This window comes from Pseudomonas fontis (genome assembly GCF_028656955.1).
Taxonomy (GTDB): domain Bacteria; phylum Pseudomonadota; class Gammaproteobacteria; order Pseudomonadales; family Pseudomonadaceae; genus Aquipseudomonas; species Aquipseudomonas fontis.
On sequence record NZ_JAMDGY010000108.1, the window covers coordinates 1 to 10,231 of the forward strand.

The 10,231-nt window shown below is 60.9% G+C and carries 17 protein-coding genes; 1 reads left to right on the plus strand and 16 read right to left on the minus strand.

The annotated features are described in order from the left end of the window. Positions 1-3: 3 nt before the first annotated feature. The 5 genes from M5G11_RS24960 to M5G11_RS24980 all read right to left on the minus strand — a co-directional run bounded on the left by M5G11_RS24960 (position 4) and on the right by M5G11_RS24980 (position 4,286). Positions 4-807: a hypothetical protein gene (locus M5G11_RS24960; RefSeq protein WP_273913541.1), complete on the minus strand. Its 804-nt coding sequence runs from the start codon at positions 805-807 to the stop codon at positions 4-6. Positions 808-967: 160 nt separating this feature from the next. Continuing rightward, a complete protein-coding gene (locus M5G11_RS24965) occupies positions 968-1,891 on the minus strand; it encodes a DNA cytosine methyltransferase (RefSeq protein WP_273913542.1) in 924 nt (307 codons plus the stop codon). A gap of 11 nt (positions 1,892-1,902) precedes the next feature. Then, complete coding sequence (locus tag M5G11_RS24970) at positions 1,903-3,057, minus strand: RNA-directed DNA polymerase (RefSeq protein ID WP_273913543.1); 1,155 nt, start codon at positions 3,055-3,057, stop codon at positions 1,903-1,905. A gap of 203 nt (positions 3,058-3,260) precedes the next feature. Continuing rightward, positions 3,261-3,617, minus strand: coding sequence for a four helix bundle protein (locus tag M5G11_RS24975; RefSeq protein ID WP_273913544.1), 357 nt, complete (start codon positions 3,615-3,617; stop codon positions 3,261-3,263). A 54-nt stretch (positions 3,618-3,671) separates the two neighbouring features. Continuing rightward, positions 3,672-4,286 (minus strand): Lcl C-terminal domain-containing protein, encoded by a 615-nt coding sequence (locus tag M5G11_RS24980; RefSeq protein WP_273913545.1) that lies wholly within the window; start codon positions 4,284-4,286, stop codon positions 3,672-3,674. Between the two features lie 78 nt (positions 4,287-4,364). Between M5G11_RS24980 and M5G11_RS24985 the strand changes: the two genes are divergently transcribed. Further along, positions 4,365-4,724 carry a hypothetical protein gene (locus M5G11_RS24985; protein ID WP_273913546.1) on the plus strand — a complete coding sequence of 120 codons (360 nt, stop codon included), beginning with the start codon at positions 4,365-4,367 and terminating at the stop codon, positions 4,722-4,724. On the opposite strand, the gene M5G11_RS24990 is transcribed toward M5G11_RS24985, so the two are convergent. The 11 genes from M5G11_RS24990 to M5G11_RS25040 form a co-directional block, all read right to left on the minus strand. Then, positions 4,708-5,238 carry a hypothetical protein gene (locus M5G11_RS24990; protein WP_273913547.1) on the minus strand — a complete coding sequence of 177 codons (531 nt, stop codon included), beginning with the start codon at positions 5,236-5,238 and terminating at the stop codon, positions 4,708-4,710. The two genes, M5G11_RS24985 and M5G11_RS24990, sit on opposite strands and share 17 nt — an antisense overlap. A gap of 20 nt (positions 5,239-5,258) precedes the next feature. Next, complete coding sequence (locus M5G11_RS24995; RefSeq protein ID WP_273913548.1) at positions 5,259-5,477, minus strand: hypothetical protein; 219 nt, start codon at positions 5,475-5,477, stop codon at positions 5,259-5,261. Between the two features lie 9 nt (positions 5,478-5,486). Then, positions 5,487-6,026: a COG3415 family protein gene (locus M5G11_RS25000; RefSeq protein ID WP_273913549.1), complete on the minus strand. Its 540-nt coding sequence runs from the start codon at positions 6,024-6,026 to the stop codon at positions 5,487-5,489. A gap of 7 nt (positions 6,027-6,033) precedes the next feature. Then, a complete protein-coding gene (locus M5G11_RS25005; RefSeq protein ID WP_273913550.1) occupies positions 6,034-6,531 on the minus strand; it encodes a siphovirus Gp157 family protein in 498 nt (165 codons plus the stop codon). Then, positions 6,528-7,265 carry a hypothetical protein gene (locus tag M5G11_RS25010; RefSeq protein WP_273913551.1) on the minus strand — a complete coding sequence of 246 codons (738 nt, stop codon included), beginning with the start codon at positions 7,263-7,265 and terminating at the stop codon, positions 6,528-6,530. The genes M5G11_RS25005 and M5G11_RS25010 overlap by 4 nt, the downstream gene beginning before the upstream one ends. A gap of 284 nt (positions 7,266-7,549) precedes the next feature. Next, positions 7,550-7,744 carry a hypothetical protein gene (locus M5G11_RS25015; RefSeq protein WP_273913552.1) on the minus strand — a complete coding sequence of 65 codons (195 nt, stop codon included), beginning with the start codon at positions 7,742-7,744 and terminating at the stop codon, positions 7,550-7,552. Next, on the minus strand, positions 7,741-7,932 hold the full coding sequence (locus M5G11_RS25020; protein WP_273913553.1) for a hypothetical protein: 192 nt from the start codon (positions 7,930-7,932) through the stop codon (positions 7,741-7,743). The genes M5G11_RS25015 and M5G11_RS25020 overlap by 4 nt, the downstream gene beginning before the upstream one ends. Beyond that, on the minus strand, positions 7,929-8,345 hold the full coding sequence (locus tag M5G11_RS25025) for a hypothetical protein (protein WP_273913554.1): 417 nt from the start codon (positions 8,343-8,345) through the stop codon (positions 7,929-7,931). Before M5G11_RS25025 ends, M5G11_RS25020 begins: the two co-directional genes overlap by 4 nt. Positions 8,346-8,365: 20 nt before the next feature. Beyond that, positions 8,366-8,620 (minus strand): DUF551 domain-containing protein, encoded by a 255-nt coding sequence (locus M5G11_RS25030; protein WP_273913555.1) that lies wholly within the window; start codon positions 8,618-8,620, stop codon positions 8,366-8,368. Further along, entirely contained in the window at positions 8,617-8,895 is a 279-nt protein-coding gene (locus M5G11_RS25035; RefSeq protein WP_273913556.1) for a hypothetical protein, read from the minus strand. Before M5G11_RS25035 ends, M5G11_RS25030 begins: the two co-directional genes overlap by 4 nt. A gap of 211 nt (positions 8,896-9,106) precedes the next feature. Then, the gene (locus M5G11_RS25040) at positions 9,107-9,583 is read right to left on the minus strand and encodes an Lcl C-terminal domain-containing protein (protein ID WP_273913557.1); all 477 of its coding nucleotides are present in this window, start codon (positions 9,581-9,583) and stop codon (positions 9,107-9,109) included. Positions 9,584-10,231: the final 648 nt, after the last annotated feature.

Consider the following 10,231-nt stretch of genomic DNA (forward strand, 5'->3'; position numbering starts at 1 on the left):
ACACTATTCCGAATAGCCCGGCTTGAGAGCGAGACCCTTCACGGCCAGGCTGTAAATGAACTTGATCTGATCCCACGGAATCGTGTGGCTCTGCCCGTATTCACCCTCGCCATCGCAGATCTCGCAGCCCTCTACAGGCTCTTCCAGCTCCAGGCATTCGGGGCACTCGCGCGTGACCTCCAGCTTGAACTCGCCAAGCAACAGAGCTTTGGCACCATTCTCGGCTGTGAGCCGCTTGGGCATGAGGCAGTAGCCGTCGGGGATCGATACAGCCGGCGCGCTCAGCTCTGCGCCGGCTGATAGGGCGGAGTCAATCAGGTCTCGCGTCTCATCAAGGCCCGCATACTGATCCCAGTATTCGCGCTGGAGCGTTTCTCGCACTGTACGCAGTAGCGCATCCCGGTCGGCCAGCTGGGCCCGTAGCAGCTCAACCTCACGATCACGCGCAGCAAACGCCTTGGCACTCTGGTCGGCCATGTCACCGGCGCTGAAACCGTCGGAGGTTGGTGGGTGGCGGTAGACGGGAGTCAGCTCGATGCCTTCCGCCCTGAGGTCATGCGCGTGATCTGGGCAGGCGGTGTATTCCTTCCCATCTTCGTAGGTCCAACCCACCGGCTCGCCCTGGTGTTGGGCGGCTGGTTGGGCGAGAAGGGCGTCGATGTCCTTCAGTGAATCCTGGGCATCCTTGCAGTAGGCCGGGTCGAACCCGCCGCGTAGCCAGATCACCTTCTGACAGGCGTCCAAGTCGCGATGGATCTTCTTCAGCTTGCTGGCCGGCACGCTGACCATCTGTTCAGTGTTGTTCATGCTCGTCTCTCCGCTTGATATCTGGCCTGCCGCTTCTTCGAACAGGCACGGTGGTTTCCATACGAGCGGTGCCGACCGCAGTACTCGCAGGTCGGATTCAGCTCAAGGAATGGCATCGGCGCGCCAGGGCGGCGTACCTCAGTGGTTCGGTAGAGGCTGGTCATGCGGCCTCCAGTAGCGCTTCAATTACTCGCTGCCCGGCCAGCGGCGGTACCGCATTGCCAGCCATGTGCATGGTCAGTCGGTGGTTGTCCGGGCGCAGGGTGTCAGCTGGGAAAGACTGCGCGGCCAGGGCCTCGTCGGCGCTGAGCATCCGCATGCGGTCGCCATCGACCAGTGCCCAACGGTCCAAGGTTGTGATGGTGCCGATCGGCCGATTGATGTCGCGGCCGGTGGTGCCAGAGCCCTTGCCGTAGTAGGGCATGATGAACCGTTCGCCGAAGCGTTCGCGGCCGTTGCGTACGCGATTCAGCGTAGCCTGGGCGCGTCCCGGTTTTTCAATGGGTGACCAGCGCCCGGCGTCGAAGTCGAGGAAACTGCTCGCCGGCACATGTCGTTCCTGCGGCAATTGCAGCATCAGCGGCGCCTTGCTGCGCGTCAGCACCATGAACAGACGTACCCGGTGCTGCGGTACGCCGAGGTTGGCGCAGTCCACGATGTGTGGCGCGGCCTGGTAGCCCAGCGCCTGTACCGCGGCGAGCCAGGCCGGATAGAGCACCCAGTCGGTGAACTCTGGCACGTTCTCGATCACTGCGGCCGGCGGCCGGTGCACCTCCAGCGCCGACACCGGGGCCCAGGCCGTCGAGCGAGAAGCATCGTGTTCAGGGTTGCCCGACTTCTTGCCACGGGCCTTGGCGTGCCCCTGGCAGCAGGGCGAGGCAAGAAGGATGTCGTGAGCTGGCACCTGCTCCCAGCGCGCCTGGTGCAGGTCCTGACAAACATGCTGCGTGCCTGGATGGTTGGCGCTGTGCCATTTCACGGCCTCAGGCCAGTGGTTGGCCGCCCAGAGAACCTGGACGCCTGCGGCGCGCGCGCCGGTGCTCCATCCGCCGAAGCCGGCGAATAGGTCGATTGCTTTTGTCATGGGTGCTCCGATTATCGCTTCGGGTAGGTCTTGGTCAGGTCGCCGTTGACTACATGACCGCGCAGTAGCACCAGGTTGGCCAGCGCGGCGCGGTTCTTCTGGCTATGGCTGGCCTGGGTGAGCAGGCCGAAGTAACTGTTGGCGGTCTCGCGCAATTGCTCGACTGGCACAGCAGCGGTGCGCTTCATGGCCTGGGCCACGGATCGCTTCCGGGTGACTCGCCGCCAGGGCTTGATCACATGCCCGACGAAATCCACGCCACGCTCAATCGGCTGCAAGATGGTCTTCGTCGGATTGAGTCGGGCGCCAAGGACTGGTAGGAAGGCTTCGATATCGGCCTTCCAGGCGTTCAACTGCTGCGGTGATTCATGCAGTAGCACGAAGTCGTCGACGTAACGCATGTAGTGCTTGACCCCGAGCCGGTGCTTGCAGAACTGGTCCAGGGCGTCGAGGTAGACGTTGGCGAAGAACTGCGACGACAGGTTGCCGATCGGCAGGCCAAGGTGCGAGGGCTGCGCGGTCAGGCGCTTGTGCTGTGGTACCCGGTTGAACAGGTGCGCGGGGCTGCGAACGTCGTAGTTATCGCGCGGGTCGTGCATCAGAACCTGTTCCGCCAGCGCCTGCCACCATGGTTCAGCAACTCGCTGCTCCAGCTGGCGGGCCAACACCCGCTTGTCGATGGCTACGAAGAAGTTGGCGAGGTCGCACTTCAGGTAGAAGCCGGGCCTCGACCAGTTCTGCGTCTGGCTGCGGATCTTCGCCTCAAGCCTCCGGGCGGCGTACAGCGTGCCGCGACCTGGGATACAGGCGCAGCTGTCCGCTATGAAGCTGCGCTCGATAGTCGGGCCAATGTGGTTGTACAGCAGGTGGTGCACGATGCGGTCGCGGAAGTCGGCGGCCCACACCTCGCGCGGCTTTGGCCTGGTGACCACGAAGCAGATTGAGCGGCCTGGCCGGTATTGTCCGGTTACCAGGTCGCGGTGAAGCGCCGTCAGGTTCCGCTCCAGGTCCATTTCGAAAGCCAGCGCGCTGGCGCTGTTGCGCTTGGAGCGCCGGCAGTCGTAATAGGCCTGGACCAGATCGCCGAACGGGTAGGGCGTTGAAGCTGCGGACGGGGCGGACGCGGAGCTCGTTGTTCTTGTCGTTGTTGTTCTGATTGCCATCATCGAAGTTCATGTTGAATGCGTTGTTGGCGGAGCGCTGCGACCTGTCGTGCTATCTACGTCGCCCTGCCGAATCTTCAACAGGGAAACTGCGTTGGACCTGCCCGGACGCTTTAGACCGGAGGTATCCATGGTACGCATGGCGGTGACCAGAAGGTCAGCGGCACGACCAGATTCAATTCGCACAGACCTGGAAGCCGTGGCTCTCAGGTAGCGGGCGCGGTTGGGGTGGATCGTTTCCAGGCGTTTGCCTGTTTGCCTATCGAGGTGGTGACCTCCATTGATTTGGCGTGCTGCGGGACGCTGATAAACCGGTTCTCTTTGAAAAGCCGCATCAGGAATTCGATCACCTGCACCCTTTCGACCAGCTGGATAAGATGTGGGTGCTTGTCTCGTGCGGCGTTGGCTCTGGCGATGAGCATCAATACGTCGATGCATTCATCAATAACGCGCTTGCCCAGCGACTGCTTGAGGTCACGCGGAATGTTGCGGGTCAGGTTGGTTGCCATCTGGAGCAGGCCGAGAGCGGCCTTGTAGATGGAAAGTTCGGTATGCATTGCCATAGTGCTGCCCCTCCTTGGGCGGCCGGCCGCAAGCGGCCGGAATGAATAAGCGAATTAATCGATAAACAATCTGCGGACGGGGCGGACGCGGAGCTCGGAGCTCTTGTCGCCGTTGCTCTGATTGCCACCACCGAAGTGCATGCCGAATGCGCTGTGGGCGGAGCGCTGCGAACTCGACCAGTAGTAGCAGTCCTGGGCAAAGACCTCAGGGCAGTTCATCCAGCCCTGGTACAGCTCAGCAGCGGCTGGCAGGTAGAAGTCATGGTGACCTTCAGCCTGGTACTCGGCGCAGGCATTGGCGGCTGGGTGTTCGGTTTCTTCGTTGCAAAGCCACTCGGTATTGGCCTTGCCGTCGGTCTTGCTGGTCGCCTTCGACTCTTCCCGGTAGCCGCCCCATTTGTGGTCACCAATGTCTTTGACAGCAATGATCAGGTAGTGCTCCGGCACGTCGCCGCGAGCTTTCACCAGGCCACCGTTGATGCCACCCTGGCCGGGCCATGGCTGGCCGACAGCTGGGATTTCGGATTTCGCTATCGGCTGCACTGCAGGTGCCTGGGTGGCCGGTGCAATCTGCCCGATGATCGTGGCAAGCGCGACCTGGGCCACGGTAGCGGCCGGCATCTTGATCGTGGTATCGCCGTGCTTCAGGGTGATCATTTCAGGTTTCATGAGTGTTCCTCAGGATGGCGCCGCCCTCCGTGGCTGGATGCGGCATGGTGGCAATTTGGTTTGGGATGATGTATTCGTATGCCTTTGTTACCAAAGGAAATTATCGTGGCGGATTTTGTTCTCAACGGATGCGTAGTAGTTCAAGCAGCAACAGTGGCTATTAATCTTCAGCAATTGGAGGATGAGGGCTTCATCACTAGCGTCCAGCCAAATTATCCACTGGCAATGCACGACGGCCAGCTTGCCTACTACTGTAAACACCTCAACTCTGAAGTGGGCGAGGAGGATGCATTTGGCAGCAGCTGGATCTGCACTCGTGTAGGGGCTTTTTTGACCATCTATCGCCTAGATGGTGAGTCTGGAGACCTTGGGAGAAAAGCTATCAACGATGCTGCGGATGATGTAGCTCTTGCTGAAGGGGCTAAGCGCGACTGGTAATGGTATTTGGTGCAAATACCTCATCACCCGGGTCCTGCTGAATCATCAGCATGCTTTTCCGGTCGAAGGCCAGGGCCAGGCGGGGAGATATCCTGATCTCATGAAGCGGCGGGGTGAGAAACTTCGCCGCGTGCAGTCCGCCCAGTGCGTGGATGCCGTGGATCAGCGCCTCGATCATCTGGCTGTACGTGGTATCCGCCCACCCGCAAATCGCCCGCAAGTGCTGGCCAGTTCGTTTCCTGGCTGACAGCCGCAGCGACTCGGTCCGCGCCACATACCGGTGAGCCTCGATTTCGTGGCGCGCAATCCTGAACAGCGCGTGATGCCCAAGCGCTTCGATGTGATGAATCATCAGCGTCATCGCCTCGCCCTGTTCCTCGATCCCGGCCCACTCCATCAGTTCCAGCAGGGCCTGCTTAGTCCCTGGTCGAACCTTCAAGCGCAGGTCTTCTTCCTGCAGGCGCTCGGCCTTGGCCCTACGCTTCTCGTCACGCTGCTGCTGATCCATCGCCATACACCACCTCCTTCAGTCCGCTAGGCGGCAAGTGAACCTGTGCCCTGCGCTGGTGGCGCTGGACGGCCATTCGTTTGAGTTTCATGGGTGAGTTCCATATCCATGTCGTTGAAGCCTGCAAGCCACCAAGACCCCTTGATGCTGATTGCGCTGAAGGGATTGGCCAGCTTTCCGCTGCCGTGATGGCGGCATTCCCGACCGTCATAGTAGATGGGTGGGATGTCTTCGTGCACGTTCATGGTCCAACCTCAAATCGCGCCGTCACAGCGTTTGCCCTTAGAGCGTGGGAAGTCGATACCGAACGCCTTGATGATGCGAAGCAGCGTACTGTTGCAGATGGCGATCTGCTTTTCCACCTGGTGCCGATTCAGACCTGCATCTCGCAGGGCCGTGATTCGCTCAGCCAACTTGGCGTCTTCCTGTGCATCGGTGTACGGAGTGATTCGGCCGCCTTGCACACCTGGAGCAAATTTGAAGTCGCAACGCTGCGACATTGTCCAGAGCGTGTTCTGCGGAATGCCGAGCTCCTTCGATACTTCTCGGCAGGTCATGGTCTTGGCCATTTCAGCGATCAGCGTGACCCGCTCGGCGTTACGCTGCTGCCGGGCGTTTTCCTTGGTCGACCTCTGGATCTTTGGCTTGGGCTCGGGGTGATACCGGAAGGGCGGCGGCCTGTAGGAGTAGCTCTCAAGCTCGGTGACGATTCCACCGGACATAAAGAAGGCAGCTTTCGCTGCCTCCAGTTGAGTCTGACGCTGGGCGCCGGCAATGATTTGGTTGTCGATCATGGCATCCTCACTTGATCCGTATGGAAGACTGTCCGCGCTCAAGGCGAGCACCCTTTACTTCCTGGCCTGCCTTGATGCGCTCAGCGATGGCTTTCTTGTCCGGAACCATCGTGACCTCGGGGTTGACCAGGTCTTCATCTAGGAGCTTGTCGTCATCCACGATTACTGACTCACGACCCTTGCAAAGGGTGATAGTGAGCAGTGGGCAGGTGATCTTGGTGATCTTCGATGCTTCCATGTTCTCGCGCAGATAGTCGATGATCTGACCCTTGCGATTGGACATGATCCGCTTGCGCTCCTGGAGGCGATCGATCTCGGCATCCACGGCCTCGATGTTGCCATCCATATTCAGGATGACCCGGCTTACAGCCAAGGCCTTTTCGTTGAATTCGGCTTCGATGGCGCCCATGGTGTCGCGCACCGCGACTGCCATGTCCTCGTCCGCATCCTGCATCAGGATGGCCAGCTCTCTAAACTGGCCAGTCAATTCGTAGAGATGGCTCATGCTGCCGCCCCTTCAAGCTGCGCCTTTCGCTCTTCGAAGGCCTCGGTAATCCTGCGAATGAACGAGGCTTCATTCCGGGCCGTGGCGCTCTTTATGAAGCGCGTGTTGAGTGTCTTGAGTTCGTGCATGGTCACGGCGCCGGCCATCGTTTCCACCGAAGACTTGAGCCAGTCCAAGCGCTCCAGCTTCTGGCGCTCTTGCTCGGCCGCCTGATCCTCTGCCTTTTCGATAGCCACCTCACTGCGAACTGTCTCGACATATGAGGCGTCGTCGAACAGGCCCATGTGAATATCAGCGGCGAACCCAAGCGGCTGGAGGCATTTCCCGATTGCGTCGGTCAGCGATTTCTTTGCGGCCTCCCAGTCAGTGATGATTTTTCCCTGCTGCAGTAGCACAAAAGGGGTATGGCCGTAGTGCTCTACGGTGCATTTCTGACCGTCCTTACCCAGGTACCAAAGCTGAATTTTGATCGTGTGCAGCTTGGCGTTTATGCGCGGTGCCTCGGGCCATTCCTTGGTAGGTGCTGAAAGTGGGGCGCCTTCATCAAAGCGATCCTCTAGCACTGTCCAGCCCCACCCCTCACCGCAAGGCCCAAATACTTCGGTTGCTTTACGCATAAGGTAGGTGGGCTTGATTGCGGTGCCTTTGAAACCGCCCATCCCGGTGAAGTTTTTCGTTGCACTGGGGTCGGTCGTATCAACCTGGTCCCAGATGCGCATGTTTGCATTGGACATTTGTCACCTCGCGCCAGGCCGGCGCCGTCAGTTGAAATAGGGAAATGCCAGGTCACGCCATGGAGGTACGGTTGGCGCCCTGGCTGCCGGTGATGGTTGCGCGCTCTTTCCGGCTTACGCTCCACTCAGGGTACGGTTATCGCCGTAGGGCCCGCCGTGCATCGGGTGTGTTCAAGAAGTGATGGTGCCGGCCAGGGCGCTGGCGAGCATGAAAGCGGTGCAGGCGAGAAGGGTGAGGGCAGAGCCGCGCCAGTAGGCAATGCGTTTGGCGCGCTGGTAGGAGGTCACGGCCGAACCCTCACCGCGATCCGGCCACCTTTCATGGTCGGGGCGAGGCGCTGCTTCAGGCTTGCCACCGGACGTTCACGCGGCTGCCCGATCACCTCGTTGAAGGGAAGGCCGAAACCGAGCATCACCAACTTGGCTTCGATCTCGTCGCATTGTTCTTCGATCAGGGATTTAACCGGTGCAGTGCTCATGCTGCCTCCTTGCGCCCGGCGATGATCGCGTTCAGGCGCCCGCAGTAGTGGTTGAACTCTTCGATGGTGATGCGCTCGTCGGCCATCATTTCTGTGAGCTGCTTCTGGATCATCACGTGCCAGCTGATCGGCGTGCCTGGATGCGCCATTGCATCCAGCTCCTGGTCGATCAGGATGTGCGGGCTCATAGCTCGGCATCCTCTGCCTGGGCGATCAGGCCGTCCTGAGCCAGCGGGCGGAGCAGGGCGCGGGCCACCTCTCGCAGCGCTTCGTCCGGGTCAGCACTGGCTATGGCCTCATCAGCCGCGCCTCTGGCTTCCGATACGTCCTTGCGCTTGGCAGCCAGGACCAGGCGGCCAAGCACTGAAGGGCTGATGCCAGATCCGCCAAGCTGCCCCATCACGAACTCATCAACCGCAACGGCGAATTGATCGAAGGTCACCCCCTGCGGGCTACGCAGTCGGCGCCTGAACTTCACGTCGCGGCCTTCGAGCAAGTCGTCAGCGGCGTTGTCGATCCAGATGCGTTCGGATACATCATCCGGATGCTCTCCGGGTAGCCTGTTGTCGTACTCAAACTGAGCCTTGCGAAGTGCGCCCATGGTCGCCTCCAGGTGGTGGGTTACTCGGTGGGTGGCGCCGGAAGTGGCATCCAGTGGGTTGGCTCGTCGTCTTCACAGAAGCCGCCATCCCAAGATGCCCAGTGCGCTCCAGAGTCGTACTCGACTTCGCCGAGGTATTCGCCGGTGGTGGAGTGGTGTTCTGGGTGAGACTTGCTCCACTCGATCCAGGCGCCCGCCGTGACTCGGTCGCCTTTTCGCAGGATGATTTCAGTGCCATCACGCGGCGCCGAGTCGATCGTTTGCCAGGCGCTCATGCTGCCTCCAGCCAATGGCGATTGATGCTCTCTTTCGCGTAAGGGGAAAGTCGCTGGAAGCCGCTAACCGCGCCGCATCCGGGCATGGTCCCCTCCAGTTCAACGCAGGCCTTGATGTCGCAGCGCCGGGAGCAGACCCAGCCGCCGTAGTGGCAGCGATGCACTTCGCCGTCTGGCTCAGGGTGATAGGCCAGGCCGCCCTTCCAAGAAGGCGACCCGCGCAACTTGAGGCCGCAGCCCCGGCACACGGCCTGGGTATCACTGCAGTTATGCATTTGGTGGTCCTCTGGACCGCATTGGCCAGGAGCCAGGCGCGGGTGACCAAACCCAGCCTTGAGGCTGGCCTGGCACCTGCCAATGCGGTCGTAATTGAAGGGAGGGGGATGCAGGCGCCCGGCGCTGCCCGGGAAGCATCTGGCCTGGCCCGTCCTGGGTCCCGGATTCGCCTGCAAAAGCGTGATGAGCTGCGCCCATCGAATGAATGAATTACTGGATAGGCAATCTGCGGACGGGGCGGACGCGGAGCTCGTTGTACTTGGCGCTGTCGTCCTGAGTGCCATCAGCGAAGCCCATGATGAATGCGGTGTCGGCGGAGCGCTGCGAACTTGACCACACCCAGTCTTCGAGCTTGCCATTCAGGTTCAGCCAGATTTCGTACAGCTGTGCTGCGGCCGGAAGGCAGAAGTCAGCATGACCGTCGGCGATGTGCAGGGCTGCTGCCTCTGCTGCTGGGTGCCCGCCACGTTCAACCAGGGCGGTGGTGTTGGCCCAGCCGTCAATCAGGTTGGTTGCCGGCGACTCATCGTCGTACTGGCCCCATTCGAAGCGGCCCAGATCTTCGCCAAGGATCAGGTGGTAGGCCTCTTGGCCGTTACGTGCCGGCATGATCCCGGCGTAGATGCCGCCTTGGCCTGGCCAGATTTCGCCAATTGCCGGCGGGGAGGGTTGCTGTTGTGAGCTCATGGTGCGGTTCCTGTGTCGGGTTGATTTCCCTGATACCCCTCGCTAGAAGGGCATCGAGGAAATCTGCCGCGACCCGCTCCTGGCGTCGGTCACTGGCTTGAATCGAATGTGCCCGGCCTCGCTACTGGCGACAGGCCGGGGTGTTGCGTCAGCGGTGATCGCTCGAGCTCAGCCGCCGACGGCCTTGCTCTCAGTTCGGCTGGCCTTGAGCTTCCCTATCACCTCGCGTCGTTCGGCCTCGGCTGGGTGGTCATGGGGGTCAGGTGTTCGCTACACGACTGTCAACTGCAGCTCGGCGGCCCATTGAGTGGGGCAGTTCGTCGTGGGTTGCCGGTCCGAGTTCCGGCTGGGCTTGCTACTTCATGTGCTGTTTCCTCCTGTTGGTTAATCGCTGCTCGCGCTTTGCCAGGCACCGATGCCCGTTCTGAGGGCATCCCGGCAGGGAGCATTTGCAGCGCAACCCTCTATCCGCTTTCCGTGGCCCGGCCTGTGTTCCTGCCGGGCTGACGTTCCGCCTGATTTCGAGCTGGCCAGTTCCAGAGCTGGCATGGGGATCGAATTTATTGCTCGCGCTGTGCCCATTACTGGGGATCGATCTGCGAGGTTCCCGTGCTGTTAAAGAGCGGCGGGCTGTGAGGCCCTGGCGAG

Bases quoted from the DNA above. Each gene is read 5' to 3' on its own strand.
- M5G11_RS24975 (WP_273913544.1), bottom strand. From the start codon at position 3,617: ATGGCAATGCATACCGAACTTTCCATCTACAAGGCCGCTCTCGGCCTG.
- M5G11_RS24995 (WP_273913548.1), bottom strand. From the start codon at position 5,477: ATGAACGTGCACGAAGACATCCCACCCATCTACTATGACGGTCGGGAA.
- M5G11_RS24980 (WP_273913545.1), bottom strand. From the start codon at position 4,286: ATGAAACCTGAAATGATCACCCTGAAGCACGGCGATACCACGATCAAG.
- M5G11_RS25005 (WP_273913550.1), bottom strand. From the start codon at position 6,531: ATGAGCCATCTCTACGAATTGACTGGCCAGTTTAGAGAGCTGGCCATC.
- M5G11_RS25035 (WP_273913556.1), bottom strand. From the start codon at position 8,895: ATGCATAACTGCAGTGATACCCAGGCCGTGTGCCGGGGCTGCGGCCTC.
- M5G11_RS25015 (WP_273913552.1), bottom strand. From the start codon at position 7,744: ATGAGCACTGCACCGGTTAAATCCCTGATCGAAGAACAATGCGACGAG.
- M5G11_RS25040 (WP_273913557.1), bottom strand. From the start codon at position 9,583: ATGAGCTCACAACAGCAACCCTCCCCGCCGGCAATTGGCGAAATCTGG.
- M5G11_RS25020 (WP_273913553.1), bottom strand. From the start codon at position 7,932: ATGAGCCCGCACATCCTGATCGACCAGGAGCTGGATGCAATGGCGCAT.
- M5G11_RS25030 (WP_273913555.1), bottom strand. From the start codon at position 8,620: ATGAGCGCCTGGCAAACGATCGACTCGGCGCCGCGTGATGGCACTGAA.
- M5G11_RS24960 (WP_273913541.1), bottom strand. From the start codon at position 807: ATGAACAACACTGAACAGATGGTCAGCGTGCCGGCCAGCAAGCTGAAG.
- M5G11_RS25010 (WP_273913551.1), bottom strand. From the start codon at position 7,265: ATGTCCAATGCAAACATGCGCATCTGGGACCAGGTTGATACGACCGAC.
- M5G11_RS24985 (WP_273913546.1), top strand. From the start codon at position 4,365: ATGCCTTTGTTACCAAAGGAAATTATCGTGGCGGATTTTGTTCTCAAC.
- M5G11_RS24970 (WP_273913543.1), bottom strand. From the start codon at position 3,057: ATGATGGCAATCAGAACAACAACGACAAGAACAACGAGCTCCGCGTCC.
- M5G11_RS25025 (WP_273913554.1), bottom strand. From the start codon at position 8,345: ATGGGCGCACTTCGCAAGGCTCAGTTTGAGTACGACAACAGGCTACCC.
- M5G11_RS25000 (WP_273913549.1), bottom strand. From the start codon at position 6,026: ATGATCGACAACCAAATCATTGCCGGCGCCCAGCGTCAGACTCAACTG.
- M5G11_RS24990 (WP_273913547.1), bottom strand. From the start codon at position 5,238: ATGGCGATGGATCAGCAGCAGCGTGACGAGAAGCGTAGGGCCAAGGCC.
- M5G11_RS24965 (WP_273913542.1), bottom strand. From the start codon at position 1,891: ATGACAAAAGCAATCGACCTATTCGCCGGCTTCGGCGGATGGAGCACC.